This is a genomic window from Streptomyces sp. Tu 2975, assembly GCF_009832925.1.
Classification (GTDB): Bacteria; Actinomycetota; Actinomycetes; order Streptomycetales; family Streptomycetaceae; genus Streptomyces.
The window spans coordinates 7,002,734-7,025,602 of record NZ_CP047140.1; the positions used below are offsets into that span (position 1 = coordinate 7,002,734).

Sequence of the window (22,869 nt, forward strand, 5' to 3'; positions counted from 1 at the left end):
GGCAGGTGGGGGCAGGTGCCGAGGAGGTTCGAACATGGGAGTGCCCAAGAACATGCGCGCGGTACGGATCGTGGAGCACGGAGGACCTGAGGTCCTTGAGCTGGCGGAGGTCACCGTGCCTACCCCGCAGGGAGGAGAGGTACTGGTCCAGGTCAGCGCGGTGGCACTCAACAACACCGACTTGTGGACCCGGGAGGGCGCCTACGGCCGCCCGGGAGACCCGAGCGCGCTGTCGGGCTGGCGGGGCCCGATCGCCTTTCCGCGCATCCAGGGCGCCGACGTAGCCGGCCGGATCGTGACGGTCGGCGCCGGCGTGGACAGAGGGCTCGTCGGGCGGCGCGTGGTCGTCGACCCGGCGATCTACGACGGTGAAGGGCCGGATGCGCACCCGGTGGGCCTGATGGGGAGCGAACGCGACGGTGGTTACGCCGAGTACGTGACCGCGCCGGTGGAACGGGTGCATGACGTGACGGAATCCCCGCTCACAGATGATCAGCTCGCCACGTTGCCGACCGCCTACGGCACGGCGCTGGGCATGATCGAGCGAGGCCGACTGCAGGAGGGAGAGACCGTTCTGGTCTCTGGAGCGTCGGGCGGTGTCGGCCTTGCACTGGTGCAGATCGCCCGTGCGCGTGGTGCCAGGGTGCTCGCCATCAGCAGCGGTTCCAAGCTCGATGCGGTGCGCGAGGCAGGCGCACACGAAGTCATCGACCGCGCACAAGACATCGCCGAGCAGATCCGCGCTGTCGCCCCGGAAGGCATCGCAGTGGCACTCGACGTGGTGGCCGGGGACCTGCTGAGCGGCGGCCTGCCACTCCTGCGCGAAGGAGGCCGATGGGTGATCGCCGGCGCACTCGGCGGCCACCACGTGGCATTTGACGTGCGCCGTCTCTACTTGCACAACGCGCAGGTGATCGGCTCCGCGATGCACACGCCCACACACTTCGACCTCCTCATGGACCTGGCTCGGCAGGCCGAGATCCAGCCCGTCATCGCCGCGAAGTTCCCCCTGGAGCAAGCCGCTCAGGCGCAGCGAGAACTCGCCCGCAGGCACCACGTGGGAAAGATCGTCATGAATCCCTAGCTCGGTCGGGAGGGCCGACCGTCCTGTCGGTCCAGTACGTGCCGTGCGGTGTCGGGGGCGGCAGGGAGTCCCTGCGGGTGCAGACGGTGGGTGAGGAACGCGAGGATCTCGTCGCGGGCCCGGACCGTGGGGTGGCCGGCCTCGTCGACGAGATGCGCGGTGACGACGCTGTGCGGGGTGCCGACCAGATCGGCGAAGAAGGGCGGCGGGGCCGGGTTGGCGGCGCTGTCCGCCAGGACACGCCCGTCGAATGCGTCGCCGAGCAGCGATCGGTAGGCGGCGAAGCGCTCACCCGTGCACCAGCGGTCGCCCTCGAAGCGGTAGGCGAGGACGGTGAGGCCGTCGCGGGCGAGCCGGTCGCGCACCGCGCGCGCGTCCGCCGCGTCGAGTTCGAGTCCGCCGGGATTATCGAGCGGCAGCGACGGATGGTTGACCACCGGCGCGATCACCGCCGGCTCCAGGGCCATGGTGAGCGCGAAGTTGCCGGTGAAGCACAGGCCGATCGCGCCGACCCCGGGCCCACCGCACGCGCTATGGGCCTGGCGCGCCAGGCCACGCAACCAGGCCGTCACCGGGCTGGTGCCGCCCCCGGCGAAGGCGCGGAACTCGGCGCTGACACACGCACGGCGGACGACTTCCCGACCGCCCTCGACCGTGGGGAAGGCGCCGTCCGTCCCGAACAGGGAGGGCACATGAACGGTGAAACCCGCGTCCCGCACCCAGCGCGCGAGCCGCAGGACATCGGGACTGATGCCCGGCATCTCGGGCAGCACCACTACCGCGGGCCCGTCCCCGGCTACGTACACCGTCTTCTCCACCCCCTCCACGGACACGCACCGGCGGGTGAAGTCCCTGATCGGATCGTCGTCGCTCATGGGGCCAGCCTGGTCCCGGGGCCTACCGCCGGGTGAGGGGCGAGATCGCCAAGGCCGGGGGTAATCTCGCCACACGCACGGGAGGCGAGCGATACGCGGCCGGCCCGAGGCCGGGACGCCAGAAGGTAGGGGAGCGATGGTGGAGGCGACGCGGCAGGCGCAGGAAGGAGCCGGGCCGGGTGCGCTGCGGGTCGGGGTCCTGGCGTACCCGCACTGCTTCGCGTCCGAAGTGTTCGGCGTCCCCGACCTGTTGACGATGGCCGGGCATGTCGCCGGACCGGACGCGCCCGGCTACCGGGTGTCGGTCGTCTCGCCCCGCCGCCGGGTCACCGCCTCGGGTGGCGCGAGCCTGGACGTGCGTCCCTTGCGCGAGGTCGACGTCCTCGTGGTCCCCGGCTTCGAACTGCGCCCGGACACGGACCTCGACGCGCGACTCGCCCGGCTCGCCCCGAGATCGCGGCCATACGCGCGCAGGCCGCCGCCGGCACCGCCGTCGTCTCCCTCTGCATCGGCGCGTTCCTGCTCGCCGAGGCCGGGCTCCTCGACCGGCGCCGGGCCACTACCTCCTGGCTGCACGCCGGCGAACTGGCCAGGCGCTGCCCGGACGCCGACGTGCGGCCCGAGCACCTGGTCGTCACCGACACGGGGGTGACGACCACGGCCGCCTTCAGCGCCATGTACGACTTCGCGCTGGACCTTATCCGCCGGCACAACGGCGCCGGGGTGGCCCGCACCACCGCACGGTTGGCGCTCGTCGACGACGTGCGGACCTCCCAGACCCCGTACGTCGACCCACGGCTCCTCCCGCAGCCCGGCCGGGAGTTCTCCCAGCAGGTCATGCGGCGGCTCGACCAGAACCTCACCGAGCGGTACGACCTCGCCGCGCTCGCGAACGCCTTCCGGGTCAGCACCCGCACCCTGCTGCGCCGCTTCGCCGCAGAGACCGGACGCAGCCCGCTGGCCCATCTGCAGGCCTCCCGGGTCCGCCGCGCCCGCCACCTGCTGGAGACCACCGACCGCACCGTCGCCGCCGTCGCCGCGGCAGTCGGCTACGAGGACCCTGGTACTTTCGCTGCCCTCTTCGCCCGCCACACCGGCCACCGCCCGGGCGCCTACCGGGCGGCCTTCCGCCGCACGGCCCGTGCCTCCGCCCCGGACGGCGGCGTCCAGAGCGTGTCTCCTTCTCATGTGGACACGGCTCTGAGCGAGTGCCAGAGCCTATGACGGTGGCCGACCGCCAAGGCCAGTCCGTTTGATGCCGCGAGGTGGCTATGTGGGGCCGGAATGTCTCACGAGCCCTCGAAGTCTTCGGCGCGACGCCGGAGACGGGCGGTGGGGCGCATGACCGACGTGCGCCCGGCGGGGCGGCCAGATGCCGGCCCACGTTGTGGCCTGGCACCCCGTGTTGTGCACGGCGCCGGATCGCTGCCATCCGCCGGCTACGGCCGCGGCTCCCGCGCCTTCGCTCACTGCAGGGGGACAGCGTGGTACTCCGGTTCGGGCGGGCCGAAGGCCAGCCCGTTCTCGTCGAGCGCGTTATGGACCGTGACTCGGCCGTGCGCAAGGACGATGCTCACCGCCACCATGCCGTGTGCCATGTCCTGCCCGCGCCACTCCAGCAGTTCTACCGCCGAGACCGCTTCGTCCGACGCGGCAACCAGGTCATTGCGCCAGCGCAGCATGGAGCTCGCCCAAAGGAAAGGGTTGGTGTCAGGTACGACCGTGTTCCACGTCAGAGAGAGGTCATCGAGCTTCCCGTGCTGAATCTCCAACTGCTCACCGTCGAAGTCAAGCAGGACCGGCGCGTCGGCGAACCACTCGTCGTCGTCGACGTCCCAGAGCAGCCAGGCGTGCGTCAGGGTGCGCCCGGCGAGACGGGCCAGGCGCTCGCCATGCGCAGCCGCGGCATCACGACCCGGCTGCCATACGGGCGAGTAGCCCCAGATTCCGAAGTAGTCGTCGTGCACGATCGGACGCCCCTTGCTGTGCGGTCGAACGGTGACGGCCGCCGCCCCTGGCACGGGGGAGTGGCCGTCCTCACCGTACTGTCCGGTGCCCCGGACTAAAGCGTGTTGCAGAAGGCTGTAGTCAGGGCATTTCCCTTGTAGGCGTGGGGTGTTGAGAGCGGAACCTTTGTGGGTGGAGACGTTCACCGGGCTGCGGATGCGGCAATTCGAACGGCTGCTGAAGGTAGTCCGGGAACGGGGCGGAAACGGTCCCGGTGGCGGTCGGCCGTGGTGTCTGCCGCTGGCCGACCGGGTGCTGCTGGTCGCCGTCTACTACCGCACCAACCTCACCATGCGGCAGCTCGCGCCGCTGTTCGGCTGCTCGTCCGCGACGGTATGCCGGGTCATCCAGAGGCTGCGGCCGCTCCTGGCCATCGAGCCGGTCGCCCGTCCTGCCGGCACGGTCGAGCGGCTGTGGATCGTGGACGGCACCTTGATCCCGGTCCGCGACCGGAAGGTCGGAGCGTCCTCACGCAACTACCGGTTCTCGGCGAACGGGCAAGTCATCATCGATGCTGACACGAGACTCGTGGTCGCCGCGGCCCGGCCCGTTCCGGGCAACACCGCCGATGCGAAGGCATGGCGGAACTCCGGCCTTGCCGACCGATGCGAGGGCGTCACCGTGCTGGCCGACGGCGCCTACATCAACACCGGACTCGTCGTCCCGCACCGCAAACGCCCCGGACGAGCCCTGCTGCCCGGCGAGGAAGAAGACAACGCCGAGCACCGACGGGTGAGGGTCCGCGTCGAGCACGCCTTCGCCCGCATGAAGCACTACAAGATCCTCCGCGACTGCCGACAGCGCGGAACCGGTCTCCATCACGCGGTCCAAGCCGTCGCCCATGCACAACCTCGCCCTCGCCGCATGATCAGGCCGGCACCAAATCCGAGTCTGACCTGCCCAGACACAGCCTTCTGCAACACGCTTTACAGTAGGGCCTGTTGCGAATGTGCTGGTCACAGCCACTCGTTGATGGCCGCGACGAGGACCGTGGCCTCGTAGCGGACGGCGAGCTTGTCGTATCGCGTGGCCACTGCGCGGTGCCTCTTGAGGCGGTTGATGCCGCATTCGACGGCGTGGCGCTCGCGGTAGTCGGTCTTGTCGAACTTCGGCGGTCGGCCACCGCGGGAGCCGAGTTTGCGGCGGTTGGCCAGCTGATCCGCCTTGTTCGGGATGGTGCAGCGGATCCCGCGTTTGCGAAGGTAGGCGCGGTTCTTCCGGGACGAGTACGCCTTGTCCGCGCGGACCCGCCGGGGCCGGGTGCGCGGCCGGCCCAAGCTCGGGCGGGGCACCCGGATGCGGTCGAGCACGGCCTCGAACTGCGGGGAGTCGCGCCGCTGGCCGGCGGTGATCACGATGGCCATGGGCCTTTGGCCCTGCTCGACGGCCAGGTGCAGTTTGGTGGTCAGTCCGCCGCGGGATCGGCCGAGACCGTGGTCGGCCGGCTCGACGTGGACGCCGCCGGGCGGCTCCTTTTGCAGCTCCCCCTTTTCCTGGCCCCGGCGGCATGCTGGTGGGCCCGGCAGACGGTGGAGTCGACGTTGATGTCCCAGGTGATCAGGTCCTTCGCGTCTGCACGGGCCTGCAGCGCGGTGAAGATCCGCTGCCAGGTGCCGTCCCGCTGCCAGCGCCGGAACAGGTCGTACGACCGGCCCCAGGGGCCGTACGTGATGGGTATGTCCCGCCACGGGACGCCGGTTCGGACTCGGAACCGTATGCCGTCGATCAGCTGCCGCCGACTCCAGGTCGGCGGCCGTCCCGGCTTCTTCCCCCTCGGCAACAGCGGTCTCAGTACCGCCCACTGTTTGTCCGTCAGATCTCCGCGCGACACGAAGCGAGATCATCGCACATCCAAGATCTACTTCCGATGCGCGCACTGACCTTGTCGTTTGACCCGCGGTGTTGTCACCTATGCGTGTAGCAGTCCCCGGCCTCGGCACATCCGAGTGAACTCACGTAGCACGCCTGAGTCCTTCGTCGATGCGGGTGCGCAGGGAGCGCAGCGCCTGCCTGAGCTCTGCCGGTTCGATGTCTGTGATGTCAGCGTCGAAAGTCAGGAGCAGTCCTGCCAGCCCTGCCCATGACCAGGCACCGAGCGTGAGTCGGCAGCTGGAGTCGGTGTCGTGCTCGACCGTCGACCCGCCGGGGGCGAACCGGGCGACAATGGGCGCAGGTAGTGCGACGAGCGCCGACCCGCAACATGGCCATTCCGCCAAGGTGTCGCCGCGGTCGTGCGTGCTCATGACGAATGCGACCGGATCGCCGTGCGGGACGTCGCGGCGGTCGAAGGTTCTCCCCGTGGGCATGCGTGGTTCGAGGCGGTCGACGCGCATCGCGCGCCATCGGTCCGCGTCCGGTTCGAACGCGACGAGGTACCACCGTGCCGCCCACACGACGAGGTCGTGCGGTTCCAGCGTGAGCGTCGCCGGTTCGTCCTCGCCGGTGTAGTCCACGCAAACGACGTGCTGTCGGTTGATCGCGCCGCCGACGACGCGGATGATCTCGGCATCGATCGGTGCTGCGGGGAATTCCCAGTAGTTGCGCGCTGCGGAGACGCTGAACGACTCGGTGCGGATGCGGCTGCGGGCTGGCATCGCTTGCTGCAACGTGGCGAGGGCGCGTGCCGAGTTCTCGCGGATGCCGGAGAGGATCGTGGGGACGGTCTGGAGCGCGACGGCCGCGGCGACTGCTTGGTCCTCGTCGAAGACGACCGGCGGCAAGCGGGTGGCGCGGCCGAGCCGGTAGCCTCCGCCCACCCCGCGCACGGCCTCGATCTCGTACCCGAGCTCTCTGAGCGTGTCGATGTCGCGTCGCACGGTCCGAAGGGAGACTCCGAGCCTTTCGGCGAGCTCCTCGGCGGTCAGGGTGGCGCCGATACCGAGGATCGACAGCAGCCTGAGCGTCCGTGCGGAGGTCACAGCCATGATCCCGCCCTCCGGGAAAGCGGTCATTCGATGGCAACTATATCTGTGACCCTGGCCGGCATGACCGCTCCACAGACATCCCGAGAGGGCACACGCGCCCCCGACGCTCCACCAGCACCTATCTCCGGCGCAGGCGCGAACGTGGCGCTCCTGGTCGTGTTGTTCGGCTCCTTCATGGACCTCGTCGACGCGACGATCGTCACCGTCGCGGCCCCTGCGATTGCCCGCGACATGGGAGCCGGGGACGCTCAGATCCAATGGACGATCGCTGCCTACACCCTCGCCCTGGGCGCGGGACTGATCACTGGCGGACGGCTCGGTGACCAGTTCGGCCGCAAGCGCCTGTTCATGATCGGCCTGGTCGGGTTCATGGTCACCTCCGCGCTCTGCGCGCTCGCCGTCACTCCGGGAATGCTCATCGGCATGCGCGCCGCGCAAGGACTGACCGCGGGGATCATGGTCCCGCAGGTGTTCGGCGTAATCCGAGCATCGTTCGCCCCGGCAGAGCGCGCCAAGGCATTCGGCGCCTACGGGGCCGTCCAGGGGCTCGCCTCGGTCGCAGGCCCACTGCTGGGCGGACTCCTCGTCGAGGCCGACCTGTTTGATCTGGGGTGGCGCACCATCTTCTGGATCAACGTCCCCATCTCGATCCTCGCCCTCGTCGTCGGAGCGAGGGTCTTGCCGGAGTCCCGTTCCGCCTCTACCGCGCGACTGGACCTCGTGGGTGCCCTACTGGCGGCCTCGGGCATCCTGCTCCTCCTGCTGCCGATCATCCAGACCGAGACATGGGGATGGACCGCGGCCAGCTACGCCCTCCTGGCGGCCGGAATCATCCTGCTCACGATCTTCCTCGCATACGAGCGCAGCCTCGCCGGCCGTGGGGGCGAACCCGTCTTCGACCCGGCCCTGCTCAGAATCCGCGCTTTCGCCATCGGCCTGAGCGCATCCGTGCTCTTCTTTGGCGGTATCGGATCGTTCTTCCTCACCCTGTCGGTCTACCTTCAGCTCGGTACCGGCCGGACCGCGTGGGAGACCGGTTTGGTGATCCTGCCCTATGCCCTCGGCTCGATCATCACCTCAGGTCTCGGCGTCGCTCTAGCCGCCAAGGCGGGCAGAGCCCTGCTGATCATCGGCTCGCTCACCATCGCGGCATCTCAGCTCGTGCTCTTGGCCGTCATCAGGGACGGCAGCGACCCCGGATTCTGGCTCCTCGCGCTCGGCCTGTTCATCGGCGGCCTCGGACTCGGCCTCGCCGCACCCATTCTCGTCAACGTCGTGCTCGCCGGTATCCCCGGACGCAATGCGGGCGCGGCGGGCGGCGTCCTCTCCACCGTCAACCAGATCGGCGGCTCCATCGGCATCGCCGTTCTTGGAACGATCTTCTTCGCCGCCGTCACCGGATCGACGACTGATGCACCAGGACTGGCCGACTACGGTCACGCGCTCAGCATCGTCCTCGTCGTCACCGCGGTGCTCTACCTCGTGGCGGGACTCGTGATGCTCGCGCTCCCGAAGGCCGCGGCCGAGCACGTCGACCAGTGAACCCATGCGGGAGGAAAGCACACCGCTTGTCCGGTGAGCTCAGCCTTGAAACCGGTCAACTCCAGCTCGCGGGCCGACGGGTCCGCAGTCAGCCGACCACGCTGACGCAGCAGCGAGACCAGCCGATCGGCGCGCATACGAGAACCTCATCGCATACCTGACCAAGGGTGTCGTGATTTGTTGGAAGGCTCGTGAGCACCGACCTCAACGATGGCGGCTACCGCGCCCATGGACGTACGTACTCCCCGTATTCGAATGGAGCTGAAGTGGCAGTGAAAAGAACGGCAGTCAACCCGGTGACGTGGTCGGTGGAGATGGGATTCAACCAGGGGAGATCGTCTCTGGGCACACCCGGACTCTGTACTGCTCCGGGCAGACCGCGATGAGCGGCGAAGGGAAGCCGCAGCATGACGGCGACATGGCCGCACAGTTGGCGCTGAGCCTCGACAACCTGGAGGCCGTGCTCGGCGAGGCCGGCATGTCCCTCGCGAACCTCGTCCGGCTCAACGTCTACACCACCGACGTCGATCTGCTCTTCCCGCACTACGGCGTGTTGGCGTCGCGATTGGGCGCCGCCGGGGTGGCACCGACTACCACGATGCTCGGGGTGACACGGCTGGCGATCCCCGGCCAGATGGTCGAGCTCGAGGGGACCGCCGTCGCGTGATGCGACCTTGCCGTCTCACCTGCTCGTGCCGGTTGAACCGGCACGAGCAGCAGGCAGGTGGGTGATGCCGGCGATCAGAATAGTGACAGTCGGCGTCTATGGCTTCGACGGCGAGTCTTTCCTACAACGACTGGGGCACACAGACGTCCCCCTTCTGCTCGAAGTACGTCAGCGCCGCAGTGTCCGTGGCCCCGAGTACGCCTAGGGGAACTCACTCCGGGTCCTCGGCGCGGCCACCAACGAATGACTGTGACCAGCACATTCGAAACACGCTCTAGGTGCCTGGTTCGTCCACGAGAGCGGGGATCAGGAACACATTCCGTGAGGACGCCCGTTAGGAGCGCGAGGGCTCGACTTCGTCCCACTTCCATCCGGCCCTGGGAAACTGCTCAAGCAGCGCAGAGAACGAAGTTGCCTGGTGGATGGCGGACGACCAGTCGTGAGCGGAGACGTCGAGCAGGACCAGGGGCGGGGGTTCCTGCCGGAAGTCGTAGGTGAGCATTTCACGGCTTCCGTCCCCGCCGATAACGACGCTCCCCGGGAAGCGTTTTTGGAAGTCGCCGGCCTCATTGACTTCCTGGAACTCCGCCATCGCATTGATCATCAGGAAGTCGTCCGCAGGAGGGACGAACCGGGCGATGCTCCCTCCCGTGGCCAGGAAGTGTCGGTAGTCCTCGGGAAATCGGACTCCGAAGCGGTGCTCAGCTTGCGCGATCTGCTCGTCATTCGAACTCATGCGGCCCTTCTATCAAGGGCGGGTCATGCCTGGTGAACGGCGGGTGTCGTGAGCTGTGGTGAGCCGGGCTTCCCCTTCCGGAGGAGGGGAAGCCCGGCACGTCCGAGCATCTGCCCTTCGGCCATCATGATGTCGTTGACCGTCCGTCCACCGGACCGGAGTTCCAGCAGATGGCCAGCCCCTGGACGACGCGGTGAGCTCTGGGCACCGAGCGAGGACGGTGGGGAACTGCCGGCCTTCTTCGTCGCCGAGAGGTGGGATGGGGCATCGTCCAGCTGGTGATCTGCCGGTCGCCGGGTGTGCGGGGCCACAACGCGGAGCGGCGGCGTCGCCTCGGTCGCAGGTAGCCGCTGATCGTCTGGAATTTGCTGCGGTATCCGAGATCCGGAGCGTGGCGTGCAGGCTGAGCGCGTTGACGAATCCCTCGGCCCAAGCGTTTGTCCAAGTGGTGTCTGTAGAGGGCAAGATGACTGGAACTCTCCGCCTCCCTTTCCATCAACCGGCGTCTCAGCCTTGCGGCGGACATCGTGGTCTCCGCTCCGCTGGCGGCGCCCCCTGGCCCGCACCCGACCAACGCCTCGGCGACACTCCGCACCCGATGCGGTGCCGTGGGCCGGTGAAAAGGGGGAAGACGGCACCAACGCGCCGTTGGCAGGATGTCCGCGCTCACCACCATGGAAAGGACCCGACGATCGTGGCTCGTGCCATCACTCTGATCCGCTCCGCCTCCCTGTCCGACGTCGCCGAGTACGCATATGCAGCCACGGCGCCTGCCGAGGCCCGCCTGATCTTCCTCGCGGGGGCATGTCCACTGAACGACGACGGCTCAACGGCAGCGATCGGGGACTACGCAGGTCAGGCGCTGAAAGCCGTCGAAAACATGCAGACCGCTCTCCACGCCGCCGGCGCTTCGCTCCAGGACGTCATGAGTACGAGGGTTCTCGTAGCATCCGCCCGGAGGGAGGATTTGGTGGCTGCCTGGGAAGTAGTCCGGGACTCCTTCGCAGACCACGATGTCCCCAGCACTTTGATGGGCGTCACTGTGCTTGGCTACAAGGACCAGCTTGTCGAGATCGAGGCCGTCGCCGCAGTACATGACGTCTGACCGACTTACCGCGCTCTGTGTGCGCGATCCGAACAATCAGCGATTCCGGCTGCGGCAGGTCGTCATGGGTGGGCAGCCCCCCGGCGGCCCGGACGCGACGCGGGACTGTCTGCACTGCCAGCAGCCGGTGACCATCGTCGCGCTTCCGGCGATCCCGAAAGCCGCTCGGCCTTCCGTCCCCACGGCCATCACTGCCATCGTTCCGCCGTGGAGAACTCCGTGGCCTCCACCGGCCGTTACTGATCTCCGGGCCCGCCCGAGCCGTCAGTCCATCGAACGCAACCGATCCACTTCGCTGCCGATCGCATCCCGCAGCACGTCATGCTGCGGACCGAGCCTGAACCGCTCGTCACTCCACCGCTCACGCGGATACAGCCACACCGGCCTGCCCACCAACTCGGCCGGCTCCCATTCGAAGCGCGGCCAGACATGGGCATGCAAGAACGGATCAGTGTTTCCCAAAATCTCCAGGTTGACCCGGCGGAAATCAGGGTCCAGCCGCCGACAGGCCCGCTCAACCGCTTCTCCGAGTCGGTCCATGTCGGACAGAAACGACAGCCGCTTGGCCCTCGGCAGATCAGACAACCGTTGCACACCCGGCTCGTCCACCAGAAGGACCGAATAGCCCGGCAGGAATTGAACGTCGCCCATCACCGCGAAACCGGATTCAAGCCGCCGCAGCACGGTCGGGTTCTCCCCACGCAGAGAAGCCCCGATCCGATCCATCCGCCAGTCACCCGTCATGGCCAGAACCTACCCGCAGGTGATCAAACCCCGCTCTTCGTTCCCCACCCTCCCCACTCACCTCAAGGGCCAACGACGCACCGCGAACGCACCGCAGCGCATGACAGGGATCACGGGCGGACAGGCAGGCGGCGGCCGTCCGTTGCATAAGTGCGCAACAGGTGTACCGGACGGCCGACTGGCGGGCCACGCCCACAACAGCCCTGGCGCATCGTGGTCGCTAGCATGCTTGCTCGATTGTGGATCACCGGCTGTCTCCTCGGCCCGGTCCCGAGGAAGCCTGGCCTGATCAAGAGCTGGCTGCCCCTGCTGCTCCACGCGTTGGAGCATCATGCCGACGCCTTCGCTCGGCAGAAGCCCTCGACCACCACCACGGCCCGAGCGAGGATGCCGGCCCACCCCGAGGCGGGAAGTCCGTGACCGACGATCAGCCGGGCGAGCCCCCGTGCGGGTCACCGTGACTGCGCCTCGCCCCTCCCTCGTGCGCCGCTCGTGGCCTTGATGTTGATCCGGTCGCGGCTGCGTCGGAATTCCCGGCCGGACAGCTGGTGGGCTGTTTGCATCAATCAGGTCACCCACGGCCACCCGGGAGCATTGCGCCGGTGACCTGCACTTTCACCCATTTTCCAAGCGGGACAGGGGATGGGTGGGCGTGCCGTTGTCCGGGTTTGTGTCGAGGGTGATGTACGGGAGGCGCGATGCCGATCCCCCCGGCGGCCTGTCGGGGCGTGTCTTCCACGGGAGGAGTGTTATGCGCAGGTTGTCACGGGTCCGGACCGCTCTTGCCGGAGCAGCTGTGGTGCTGGTGTGGTCCTCGTCCGCAGCGTGGGCGGGTGGCACGCCCGCCGCCGCGGGGCCCTCGAATGTGAGAGTGAGTCCGTCGCAGGTGCATCAGGGCGCGACGCTGCAGGTCACCGCCTCGGGCTGCACCCGTGGCGGCACGGTCACCTCCGCGGCGTTCCCCACCGTGCAGTTGCCCGCCGGAACGACTACGACCGCCACCGCACGCGTGACCAACACCGCCACGCCCGGCGCCCACACTCTGACAGTGCGGTGCGACGGTCGGACCGCGAACGCCTCGTTCACCGTGCTGGCCGGCGCCGCGGCCCGGGGCGGTATCGGCGGCAGCCAGAACTCCGGCACGGCGGTGACCGCCGTAGGTGGTGCCATGGCTGCACTGAGCGCCTGCACCGGAGCCTTCCTGATCACCCGCCGCCGCCATCGCGTCCAGTAGACGCGGGTGACGCGTACCGGGCGGTGCAACGCCTGAACTGGGGCGGCCGAGTCGGGCCGTGTACTGCCCTTTGACGTGTGGTTCCGGGCCGGCGAGGCGAGCGCCGACCTGGAACCACACCACACCGCACCACACCAAACCACGGCAAACCCGGGTGCAGCTGTCTGCTCCGCCTCCTGACGGCCCTCAACTCATCGGCCACGCATGAGAAACAGGGCGGAGGCGGGATCGGCCAGGTCGCCAGCGCGAGGGCACCGTCGTCGACCACCAGCCGGCCCAATAGCGTTTCAGCGCCGTGCAGGGGTGACCCTGGCCTCTCCAGGGTGTGATCAACCGTGACGACGTACATGCGGGGGATCGAGGGCGGCCTGCTGGGCGGCGGAGCGGGACGGTGGATGCCGACGACGTCGGCCGGCCGTCCTACCGCAATGCTGGAACAGCGCCGCGTACGGAACACAATGACGTGAGCCGTCTACCGGGTACTACGAGCACTGCAGTGTGCCCTGGCGCTCGCGTGAGTCGGCCTGGTGCTCACATCTCGCGCCAGTTCACGAACAGGTGCGGGCGTGCTTCCGAGATCCGCTCGCTGAACGGATCGACCTCGCCAATGAGCGCGGCCGGGCAGAACTGCGCCATGCCACCGTCGAAGACCGTCCAGCGGTTTGCCCCGTGCCGCATCTGCCTCCGAAAGGTGGCCATCCTCCAAATGTCGGGTGCGCTTTGCCGTATCCGGCAGTGCATACCCAGCCACCACGAAGGAGCTCAGCCTTCGGTGGGTGACGAGGCGGCAGGCCGGCCTGGGAAGGCCTCGGTGGATGTCGCCCCGACGCTCCCCGGAGATCCGCAGGCGTCGGAAGCCGTGCAACCACGCGAATCTCCGCTCGATCACCCGCCGGAGGTGCCCAGCCCGGTGCCGTGCCGCGTTCCACGGCGGGCAATCGCCGGCACGCAGCGACCTCCCTGCATCATGACGAGTTCCCTCCGCCCCCGTCGCCCATGGAGATCGTCTGACCCGATGCGCCACCGGCATGGTCGGCCGGGTCGACAGGAGTCTTCCAGTGACTGTTACTGCCATGGTCACGTTCGCGCCGCACGTCGATGGCCCACTGGATCGCTCCATAGAGCACGACGACCGCCGCGAAACCGCCGATCACCACCCACAACTGCACTGGTGCCACCCCACCTCAGTCTCCAGGGGTCCGCGGACAACCGCAGACTCATGTCCTGGTTCACGGGGCAGCGTCCCCCGCATGCCGCCGTGTTACTGCCGATTTGAGCAAGCTCAGAGGTGCCCCGCACGAGCCCGCCTTCCCGGGGCGCGATTCAGGCGGCGCGAAAACGCGGCGCCCACGTTGTACCGGCAGACAGTCGGCTCCAACCAGTCCGCGTGCGGGCCGACCAGTCCGGGCAGCTCGTCCGGGAAGCGGACGAGCGCAATCGTGTCGACCTCCGGCTCACGGCCCTGGGTTTGCTCCCCCCTCACACGCATCCGCAATACGGCCGGCGAGCTGGGCCTGCCTCACCTGGCCGAGGCCCTGACTCAGTGGCGACCGTCACCCCGCGGGCTGACCGCAGCATCAGGGGTCAGGGGGCCGAGGTGGTGCCCGGCCCGCGCACCCATGGGCTGAACCCGCAGAAGCTCTCACGCGGCAGTGGTCGCAGCTCGGTGGTGGACAACTGAGAGCAGCAGGTGGGCACTAGTGTCCTCAGCCATGAACGAGCCGACCTACCTGCACGCCACCCGGGTGGCCTACGACACCGTTGCCCTCGACTACGCGAAGCTCGTGCCTCCCGCGTTCGAAGGCGACCTGTACGGCCGCGCGATGATACGCATGTTCGCCGAGCTCACGCGGGCCCTCGACGCCGGGCCCGTCGCTGACGTCGGCTGCGGGCCCGGCCACGTGACGGCACACCTTCAGTCCCTCGGGGTGAACACGTTCGGAATCGACCTGTCCCCGAAGACGGTTGCGGTTGCCCGCCGCAGGCATCCGGACCTGCAGTTCGACGAAGGGTCGATGACCGAACTGGACATGGCGGATGGCCGTCTTGGCGGCATCATCGCCTGGTACTCAACCGTCCACACCCCGCCGGAGCTGCTGCCGGTTGTGTTCGCAGAGTTCCACCGGGTGCTGGCTCCGGGCGGCCACCTGCTGATCGCCTTCAAGGCCGGTGACAGGCTCCGGCACTTGGAGCATGCATACGGGCACGAGCTCTCCCTCGACGTCTACTGGGTGTCGCCCGACCGCATCGCCGAGTTGCTGAGCCAGGCCGGTTTGATGGTGGATGCACGGCTGATCCGCGAGCCGAATGAGCAGGAGAAGTCCCGACAAGGTCAGCAGGCGTATCTCCTGGCCCGAAAGCCAGGAAAAAAGGCAGCCGACGACATCACGTAGCACGGATCGGCAATGCACCGGGGAGGTCGTTGCACGTTGGCGGCTCGTCTCGGGTGGCAACCCCGGAGGGTGGCGGTGTCAGCAGATCTTGCCGGGCCGATTGCTACGATCCGCGATCATCCGACGCGACAGGGGCTGGGGAGGCCCGGAACGCGTGCGGACACCCGCCGGCCACCGGTTCGCGGGACACCACGGGAGGGACATTCTCAAGTGAAGCACGCACGCACGACACGTCAGCGGATGACCGCGGCGATGGCGATCGGGGCCGCCGTGTGCGCGGCCACCTCCGCAGTCCCGGCGGCGGCCGCGCCGCCCACCGAGACGGTGGCATCCGATGCCGCGACCGGGGTGAAGGCGGACGCGACTAATCTGCAGTTGGAGCCCGGGGCGGAGGTCATCAGCGCAGGCCCGATCGGGTTCGCCAGTTCGGAGAAGGACGGGGACGTGCGCTGGACCCGCTATGCGGACGGCTCCAGCATCCTCCTGACCCGCCTGGACGGACAGGCAAAAGAATCCGAGTACTTCGGCGCGTTCTCCGACACGGTCGTGATGCCTCAGTCCATGACCGAGTTCTCGCGTTACCCCGACGGGGCCACCGTCTACGAGCCGGCGTCCGGCGCCGCGCCCGTCACCATCGACCTGCGGACCCTGAGCCGCAGTCACCGGTACGTCGGCGCGGTCGCAGATGTCGTGATCGCCGCGTCCGCCGCCGCTGACGGCGAGCGTGCGCATCTGGTCACCCGGAACGGCACGTCGCTGTCAGACCGTGCGGTGACCGGCCTGCCCGCTGGCGCTTTGGACATCCGGATCAAGGGGGCGGACGCGGGAGCGGTACTACTGAGCTACCGCACCGGCGAGCTCGAAGCCTCTCGCTGGCACCTGGCGCTCGTCGACCTCACGACGGCCGCCGTCACGCAGACCTACGGTGTCGGCGCGCACGCCCCGAGCCCGGATGCAGCCCTCTCCGGCACCCACATCGCCTGGTTCGAGGCAACAGCACCTTTCAGCAGCACGATGATCCTCAATGTCGCCGAGCGGGGCAGCAGCGCGCCGCCGAGGCGGGAGGCCATAAGGGGCCTGTGGAAGCCGGTCATCAACCTGACCGGCAACTGGCTGACGTATGCGAGCGCCAGCGACCTGCGCTACGGCGATCCGCAGCACCGTCTGGCCCTGACAGCTGTACCGGTGACCGGCGGTCCGTCCCGCAAGCTGCTGGAACAGGTGTCCACGATCGTTCCGTCACCCGACGGCAGCCTGCTGGCCATGGGCGGCACCCTGTCCGGCGGGCAGGGCCTCTACCGCATCGCCCCGACAGCAACCGGGACACCGACCGCGACGCTGGTGGCGAGTACCGGCGAACCGACCGCGGTGACGGTCATCGGGCACACCGTCCCATCGGTGATCGACCTGGACAAGAACCGCGGCGCGGTCCCCCTCGCGTGGCGCCTGTCACGGCTCAACGTCACCTTCACGGCAACGATCCGGCACACACGCACCGGACTCGCCCAGGTCGCTCACCTGGCCCCGGGCAACGGCCCCAACCCCGACCCCCAGCGGGTCGACCTGATCTGGGACGGGCTGCTCCACGACGGTGCCACCGGGAGGAACGCCCCGAACGGGGCGTACACCTGGACCGTCGAGGCCACACCCACCAACGGTATCGGCCCCACCGCGACCGCCACCGGCACCTTCACCGTCCAGCGCAAGGCGGCGCCGCACGACTTCACCGACAACGGCTCCCCGGACATCCTCGCCCGCGACAACGCCGGACGCCTGTGGCTGGAGGACACCGCCTCCTCTCCGGAGGACCTCTGGCGCCTCGACGAGACCCGCACCAGACTGGTCGGCGGTGGCTGGCAGATCTACAACAGCATCGAGGCCACCGGGAACCTCGCCGGGGGTGCGGCCGGGGATCTGGTCGCCCGGGACAGGGCTGGGGGGCTGTGGCTCTACCAGGGCCGCGGCGACGGCACGTTCGCCGGCCGCGTGAAGATCGGCGGCGGCTGGCAGGACTACACCCACCTCGCCGGCATCGGCGACGGCAACCGCGACGGCCGTCCCGACCTCTTCGCCACGACACCCGACGGAGTCGCCTACTTCTATCAAGGCACCGGCAGCGCAGCGGCGCCCTTCCGCAAGCGGGAAGCCAGCTCGGTCTTCTTCGGAACGACCGGCTCGTACAACCACATTGCCTGACCATCGAAACAGCCGCGGTGGGTGTCAGTTTCGTCGGGCTTGGCGAAGGCACGGTGTGTTGGCGACCTCCGAAGCTCGTACGCGGCGCGGGCGGGCATTCTGCAACCTGTGCACTCGGCGGACGTGGGCCGCGGACTCACCACGCTGATGGCAAGAACGGGCGAGGAGACACGCGTCCAGGTCGGCGTCCAGGCGGCCCGTAGGGGCCGGCTGCGACCCGTCCCGTCAGGCACACGGGCTCGCCTCGCCCCAATGGCGCTGTCCGCCTGGTCGGCTTCGGCTGCCGGGTGATGCTGAACGCCTGTATCCGAGGCGACTGAGCCACCCGTGCTGCCAGGGGCCCCGCGGCAGCGTCAGCGGCTTGACAACGGCATCGGGAAGTTTCTGGTCCGCGGTGGCGTCGAGCGGTGCTTCACCTCTCCGCGATTCCGATCCGGGGGTGGCGCACCGCCCGGCCGAGCGTGTGTGGTCGAACGGGTCGGGTGCCCGCTGGCGTGACGTGCGGACGGGTACGCGCCGCTGCACCGGGTCCATGACCTGTTCGGGACTCAACTCCAGGCAGGGAGGTACGAAGGTCTGGTAAGAATCGTCTGCGGGCCTGTGTGCCATCGGGCAGAACGTTGCTGCGTTCTCTCTGATTCGCTGCTCGGCGAATGACGTCCGTGCCGCGCCATGCCGCATCTCGAACGCTTGTGCGGCACAATGCTGTTGGCGTCGCACGTCTCGCTTGCCCTTCTTGCGTCGTCGACGGCTGAGCCGCATGCCGGCCCGTCGCCCAGCGCTATTCACGACACCAGGAGCACCGTTGACCCCCAGTTCGACCCCACGCACCCCCGGTGAGACGATTCCGCGTCGCCAGCAATCTCCGGTAGCCCCCCTGCCCGACTTCCGGCACGTCTTCGTCGAACCTGTATTCAGCGAGCCGGCTGCGGCGGAAACCGCTGAGGAGGAGTGGCAGGCAGAACAGTGGCCGGCCGACCGCCGGCGGTGACGCGGTGGCTCTCATGCGTTCGTGAGGAGGCCACTCGACCCGTCACGAGGAACTCGACTCGCCGTGGGTCGGCGGTCGGTCGACAGGACGATCGCCCTGCCGTCGCCCCTGGTCGGACGCCTGCCGACCGTCACGACGCGCATTACTCATTGGTTCATGCAGTCCAGGTGGCTGGGAGGCTCTTCACTCCGTAGACGTCCGGGGTCTCCGGGCGCAGGCCGACCTCTTCGGCCGGCAGGGTCATGCGCAGCGTGGGGAAGAGGTTTGAGCAGGGCGGAGGACGCGACCCGCATCTCGATTCGAGCCGGCTGCCGGCCCAGGCGCAGGTGGATGCCGTGGCCGCAAGGCCCGGTGCCTGCCGGAGTCCCTGGTGAGTTCGCTGAGCACGTCATCGGTCGGCTTCGCGCGCCCTTGCCCTTCCCCTGTCCCTGCTCCGCTCCCGTCATGACCGCCGGTTCCTGCTCTCCGCCGTCCCCGGCGAACGTCAAGGCTCCGCCCACCTTCCGGCTGCTCGATCAACCCCTCGGATGGACGTGGCCGGGACTGTGCAAACCGGACGCGGCGGACCGACGGACCTGACCGGTCGTCGCTGCCGAGCCGGTACGTGTGGACGCGGGGCGGCTCCTTCCCGGGCGGCTCGAGCGCGAGCAAAACTCGATGAGGGCCTGAGACAGCCACCGACGCCGGCGTACCACCCCGCCCCCTTGACGGTCGGCGGCCGCCCTCGGATACTGGCGGCCAAATCGATTTGGCCAAATCGATTTGGCTCTCCGTCCAGGGCCGGATCGCGGCTGAAAACCGAGCGTGCCGAACGCCCGAAACGGAGCCCGAACGTGTCCAGACCCCGCCAGACCCTGCCCGGAACGGGTGCGGAACAAGGATCACCCGCACCCGCACCCGCCCCACCTCACCCCGTCGACGAATCCCGCCCCCTCGGCCGGATCCTGCTCTTCGGCATCCAGCACGTCCTCGTCATGGCCGCCACGCCCATCTCGGCGATCTTCCTGATGAGCGCGACACTCCGCCTCGACCCGGATCTGACCGTCAACCTGCTCTCCGCGGCCTTCGTGCTCTCCGGCGTCGGATCCCTGATCCAGTCGCTCGGGCCGTGGAAGTTCGGGCCCCGGCTGCCGTTCGTGATGCTGCCCGGGGGAGCGCCGCTCATCCTCTTCCTCGCCATCGCCGAGCAGCACGGACTGCCCACGGCCACCGGCGCGGTCATCCTCACGGCCGCCTTCTACTTTGTCGTGCTGCCCGTCTTCTCCCGGCTGCTCGCCTTCTTCCCGGCCCTCGTCATCGGCACGATGATCGTCATCGTCGGCGTCAACCTGGTGAAGGTCGGCGCCGTCCTCGTCACCGGCCGCCCCGGCGAGCCCGGCTTCGCCGATCCCGCGAACCTCGCTCTCGGCATGGCCACCATCGGGTTCACCGTCGCCTTCTACCTGCTCTCCAGCGGCATCCTGCGCCAGCTCGCCGTCATGCTCGGACTCCTCGCCGGCACCGGCCTCGCCGCGGTCCTCGGCAGCATCGACCTCGGCCGTGCCACCGACGGCGGTCTGCTCACCGTGCCGCAGCTGATGCCGTTCGGCTCACCCCAGTTCAACCTGGTCGCCGCGCTGCCGCTGATGCTCTACAGCCTCGCCTCCATGGCCGAGGCCACCGGCCAGACCGTCATCAACGCCGAGGCCGTCGGCAAGGAGATCGACAAGCGCGCCGATGTCCCCAAGACCGTTCGCGGCGACGCGCTCACCTCGCTCTTCGGCGGGTTCTTCGGTCTGCCCCTCATGGTCACCAGCGGCGAGAACATCGGCATTGTCCGGGTCACCGGCGTACGCAGCCGCTTCGTGACCGCCGCTGCCGGCGTCGTCCTCATCGGCATCGGGTTCCTCGCACCCGTGACCCGCGCGATCAGCGTCATCCCGTCCGCCGTGGTCGGCGGCACCGCCATGGTCGTCTTCGCCGTGATCACCGTGCTCGGCGTCCAGATGCTCGGCCGCTCCGACCTCGACCGGCACACCAGCACCTTCATCTGCGCCGTCGCCCTCGCCCTCGGCCTGCTGCCGATCCTCGTCCCCGGCGTGTACGGAGGCTTCCCGCCGAACGTCCGCATCCTCCTCGAAAGCGGCGTCGCCGTCGGCGCGTTCGTCGCCGCTGTCCTCAACATCCTCTTCCATCACGTCAGGCCAGGCGTTGCCGCCCGCCTGTCCACCGCCCGCACGGAAAGCGACCGATGAACCAGCCCACCCCCAGTCTCCTCGACGGCCCCGGCCCGCTCCTCCTCGTACCGGACGCCGTCCTCCTGCCAGAGGGCCCCGCCGACGGCCATGCGGTAGTCGTCACCGACGGCTCCTTCGCCGCCGTGGGGCCCGCCGGGGAACTGGCGCGCACGCATCCGCACCTCGACCCCGTACGCCTTCCCGGACACCTGCTGATGCCCGGCTTCGTCGACGCCCACCACCACCTCACGCAGAGCTTCGGCTCCGCACTCGCCTTCGGGGAGCCGTCGGAGATCTTCCGCAGGGTCTGGGTGCCTTTGGAGGGTGCGCTGGACGAGGAAGCCGCCTACGTGGCGGCCAAGCTGGCGGCGTTCGAAGCCCTCCGCGGCGGTTTCACCACCGTCGCCGACGCCGGAACCCGCGCGGACGTCGACATCGAGGTGATCGCGTCCGCCGCACGGGACGCCGGGATCCGCTGCGTGCTGGGACTCGTCTGCAACGACGCAGACGACGAGAACCCGTCCGTCCTCGACAGCGCAGAAAAGCACCTCCTCCGCTACGACGGCGACCCGCTGATCCATCCCTCCCTCGCCGTGTCCATCCCCGAGGCGGCCACGGAGAAGACCCTCCGGCACACCGCCCGCCTCGCCGCCGAGGCGGGGGCGGTCGTCCAGATCCACGTCAACGAGCACCTGGCCGGCGTCGAACGCTCCCTCGTACTCCATGGGCTCCGCCCCCTCGAACACCTCCACAGCATCGGCGCCCTCGGCCCCCAGCTGCTCGCCGCCCACGCCACCCTCCTCACCCCGCGCGAGCTCACCCTGCTCGCCGACACCGGGACGGCGGTGAGCTACAACCCCGTCGCCAGCGCCTGGAAGGGGAACGCCGTCGCGCCCGCCACCACCATGGCCGAACGCGGCATCCGCTTCGGGCTCGGCACCGACGGCACCCGCGGCGACGGGTTCCGGCTCACCGAGGCGGCCGAGTTCGCCCAGCGGCTCGCGTACGGGCTGGTCACCGGCGACTCGTCGTGCGGGGCCGGCTGGACGTGGCTGGAGCACGCCACACGCGGCGGCGCCGACGCCGTCGGACTCGGTGCCCGGACCGGCACGATCGCCGAGGGACTGGCCGCCGACTTCCTCCTCGTCGACGTCACCAACCCGGAGCTGGCGCTCTCCTGGGACCTGCCGTGGGAGCTCGTACGGCGTGGCAACCGCGACCAGATCACCGCCGTGTTCGTCGAAGGACGCATGCGTCTGTGGCGCGGTGCGCCCGTCGGCTGGGACGGTGAGGCCCTGGTGCGTCGGGCGGCCGGAATCGCCCGCGCCGCGGTGCGCAGGGCCGCCATCACCCGCGTGCACCCCACCTCCACGGCGGCACGGGAAGCGAGCACCGTACGGTGACCACCGAGACTCTGGCGGTGCTCGCCGTCACGGTGACCGCCGCCGCGTTCGTCCAGGGCAGCAGCGGACTCGGATTCGCCCTGATCGTCGCCCCGGTGGCCGGCCTCCTCGATCCCGGCCTGCTGCCGGTGTTCGTCCTGGCGTCGATGATCCCGCTCAACGTGTATGTCGCCTGGCGCGAGCGGGCCTCGCTCGACCTGCGCGGCGCGGGCTGGATCACCGCGGCGCGGCTCGCCGCCACGCCCGGCGGTCTGGCGCTGCTGTGGCTGATCCCCGACCGCAGCCTGGGCCTGTTCGTGGGCATCGCCACCGTGCTGGCGGCCGTTGTGAGCCTGGCCGCGCCCGCGTTCACGCCCGGACGGGCCGCCTACGTGGGCGCGGGCGCGGTGACCGGCCTGACGGAGACCGCGACGGGGGTCGGCGGTCCGCCGCTGGCGCTGGTCTACCAGCACCGGCCGCCCGGCGAGCTGCGTTCCACCGTCGCGGCGTGCTTCCTCGTCGGTGAAGTCGCCTCGCTGCTGCTGCTGTTCGCCACGGGGGAGGGGAACCCGGCGGACCTCGGGTGGGCCCTCGCACTGGTGCCCGCGATCGCGGCGGGGGCGTGGCTGAGCCGCCTGGTGCACCACCGCCTCGACGCGCGGCGGATGCGGTTGTTCGTGCTCGTCTTCGCCCTGGTCTCCGGACTGGTCCTCATGCTGGGGATCTGACGGTACGAAGTTCTGGGCCCCGGCCGTGCGAACGGCCCACGCGCC

General features: G+C 69.2%; 18 protein-coding genes and 3 pseudogenes. 12 read left to right on the forward strand and 9 right to left on the reverse strand.

Annotated features, from left to right (window positions below; genetic code table 11):
* Window positions 1-34: 34 nt before the first annotated feature.
* On the forward strand, window positions 35-1,084 hold the full coding sequence (locus GLX30_RS31460; RefSeq protein WP_159694334.1) for a zinc-binding dehydrogenase: 1,050 nt from the start codon (window positions 35-37) through the stop codon (window positions 1,082-1,084).
* Here GLX30_RS31460 and GLX30_RS31465 read toward each other — a convergent pair.
* Window positions 1,081-1,959 (reverse strand): dienelactone hydrolase family protein, encoded by an 879-nt coding sequence (locus GLX30_RS31465; protein WP_244258338.1) that lies wholly within the window; start codon window positions 1,957-1,959, stop codon window positions 1,081-1,083. The genes GLX30_RS31460 and GLX30_RS31465 overlap by 4 nt on opposite strands.
* 507 nt (window positions 1,960-2,466) lie before the next feature.
* Here GLX30_RS31465 and GLX30_RS31470 point away from each other — a divergent pair.
* Window positions 2,467-3,183: a helix-turn-helix domain-containing protein gene (locus GLX30_RS31470; protein ID WP_244258525.1), complete on the forward strand. Its 717-nt coding sequence runs from the start codon at window positions 2,467-2,469 to the stop codon at window positions 3,181-3,183.
* 242 nt (window positions 3,184-3,425) lie between these two features.
* On the opposite strand, the gene GLX30_RS31475 is transcribed toward GLX30_RS31470, so the two are convergent.
* A complete protein-coding gene (locus tag GLX30_RS31475) occupies window positions 3,426-3,926 on the reverse strand; it encodes a hypothetical protein (protein WP_159694335.1) in 501 nt (166 codons plus the stop codon).
* Window positions 3,927-4,122: 196 nt separating this feature from the next.
* On the opposite strand from GLX30_RS31475, the pseudogene GLX30_RS31480 reads away from it, so the two are divergent.
* Window positions 4,123-4,834 (forward strand): annotated as a pseudogene (locus tag GLX30_RS31480) (transposase family protein).
* Window positions 4,835-4,922: 88 nt separating this feature from the next.
* Here the strand turns inward: GLX30_RS31480 and GLX30_RS31485 are convergent.
* A protein-coding gene (locus tag GLX30_RS31485) for an IS5 family transposase (RefSeq protein WP_208545519.1) occupies window positions 4,923-5,797 on the reverse strand; the annotation gives its coding sequence in 2 pieces (ribosomal slippage) (window positions 4,923-5,404 and window positions 5,404-5,797; 876 coding nt in all).
* A gap of 121 nt (window positions 5,798-5,918) precedes the next feature.
* A complete protein-coding gene (locus tag GLX30_RS31490; RefSeq protein ID WP_208545520.1) occupies window positions 5,919-6,917 on the reverse strand; it encodes a WYL domain-containing protein in 999 nt (332 codons plus the stop codon).
* Window positions 6,918-6,950: 33 nt separating this feature from the next.
* On the opposite strand from GLX30_RS31490, the gene GLX30_RS31495 reads away from it, so the two are divergent.
* The gene (locus tag GLX30_RS31495) at window positions 6,951-8,432 is read left to right on the forward strand and encodes an MFS transporter (protein WP_159694336.1); all 1,482 of its coding nucleotides are present in this window, start codon (window positions 6,951-6,953) and stop codon (window positions 8,430-8,432) included.
* A 272-nt stretch (window positions 8,433-8,704) separates the two neighbouring features.
* Window positions 8,705-9,099, forward strand: a pseudogene (locus GLX30_RS31505) (RidA family protein).
* A 334-nt stretch (window positions 9,100-9,433) separates the two neighbouring features.
* Here the strand turns inward: GLX30_RS31505 and GLX30_RS31510 are convergent.
* Window positions 9,434-9,835, reverse strand: coding sequence for an SMI1/KNR4 family protein (locus GLX30_RS31510; RefSeq protein WP_159694338.1), 402 nt, complete (start codon window positions 9,833-9,835; stop codon window positions 9,434-9,436).
* Between the two features lie 694 nt (window positions 9,836-10,529).
* On the opposite strand from GLX30_RS31510, the gene GLX30_RS31515 reads away from it, so the two are divergent.
* Complete coding sequence (locus tag GLX30_RS31515; protein WP_159694339.1) at window positions 10,530-10,940, forward strand: Rid family hydrolase; 411 nt, start codon at window positions 10,530-10,532, stop codon at window positions 10,938-10,940.
* Window positions 10,941-11,204: 264 nt separating this feature from the next.
* On the opposite strand, the gene GLX30_RS31520 is transcribed toward GLX30_RS31515, so the two are convergent.
* Entirely contained in the window at window positions 11,205-11,684 is a 480-nt protein-coding gene (locus tag GLX30_RS31520) for a diadenosine tetraphosphate hydrolase (RefSeq protein ID WP_159694340.1), read from the reverse strand.
* Window positions 11,685-12,555: 871 nt separating this feature from the next.
* Here GLX30_RS31520 and GLX30_RS31525 point away from each other — a divergent pair.
* Window positions 12,556-12,918, forward strand: coding sequence for a hypothetical protein (locus GLX30_RS31525; RefSeq protein WP_244258339.1), 363 nt, complete (start codon window positions 12,556-12,558; stop codon window positions 12,916-12,918).
* A 531-nt stretch (window positions 12,919-13,449) separates the two neighbouring features.
* Here the strand turns inward: GLX30_RS31525 and GLX30_RS34485 are convergent.
* The 3 genes and pseudogenes from GLX30_RS34485 to GLX30_RS31530 form a co-directional block, all read right to left on the reverse strand.
* On the reverse strand, window positions 13,450-13,596 hold the full coding sequence (locus tag GLX30_RS34485) for an aromatic amino acid lyase (RefSeq protein WP_167306775.1): 147 nt from the start codon (window positions 13,594-13,596) through the stop codon (window positions 13,450-13,452).
* 133 nt (window positions 13,597-13,729) lie between these two features.
* Window positions 13,730-13,863 (reverse strand): annotated as a pseudogene (locus GLX30_RS35595) (IS5/IS1182 family transposase); the annotation flags it as partial.
* 20 nt (window positions 13,864-13,883) lie between these two features.
* Window positions 13,884-14,087: a hypothetical protein gene (locus GLX30_RS31530; RefSeq protein ID WP_159694342.1), complete on the reverse strand. Its 204-nt coding sequence runs from the start codon at window positions 14,085-14,087 to the stop codon at window positions 13,884-13,886.
* Window positions 14,088-14,630: 543 nt separating this feature from the next.
* Between GLX30_RS31530 and GLX30_RS31535 the strand changes: the two genes are divergently transcribed.
* The 5 genes from GLX30_RS31535 to GLX30_RS31555 all read left to right on the forward strand — a co-directional run bounded on the left by GLX30_RS31535 (window position 14,631) and on the right by GLX30_RS31555 (window position 22,824).
* On the forward strand, window positions 14,631-15,311 hold the full coding sequence (locus tag GLX30_RS31535; protein WP_159694343.1) for a class I SAM-dependent methyltransferase: 681 nt from the start codon (window positions 14,631-14,633) through the stop codon (window positions 15,309-15,311).
* Between the two features lie 210 nt (window positions 15,312-15,521).
* Window positions 15,522-17,507, forward strand: a complete 1,986-nt coding sequence (locus GLX30_RS31540) for a VCBS repeat-containing protein (RefSeq protein WP_159694344.1) — start codon at window positions 15,522-15,524, stop codon at window positions 17,505-17,507.
* Between the two features lie 1,824 nt (window positions 17,508-19,331).
* Window positions 19,332-20,732: a uracil-xanthine permease family protein gene (locus GLX30_RS31545; RefSeq protein WP_244258340.1), complete on the forward strand. Its 1,401-nt coding sequence runs from the start codon at window positions 19,332-19,334 to the stop codon at window positions 20,730-20,732.
* On the forward strand, window positions 20,729-22,117 hold the full coding sequence (locus GLX30_RS31550; protein WP_159694345.1) for an amidohydrolase family protein: 1,389 nt from the start codon (window positions 20,729-20,731) through the stop codon (window positions 22,115-22,117). The genes GLX30_RS31545 and GLX30_RS31550 overlap by 4 nt, the downstream gene beginning before the upstream one ends.
* Complete coding sequence (locus GLX30_RS31555) at window positions 22,114-22,824, forward strand: sulfite exporter TauE/SafE family protein (protein WP_159694346.1); 711 nt, start codon at window positions 22,114-22,116, stop codon at window positions 22,822-22,824. The genes GLX30_RS31550 and GLX30_RS31555 overlap by 4 nt, the downstream gene beginning before the upstream one ends.
* Window positions 22,825-22,869 lie beyond the last annotated feature (45 nt).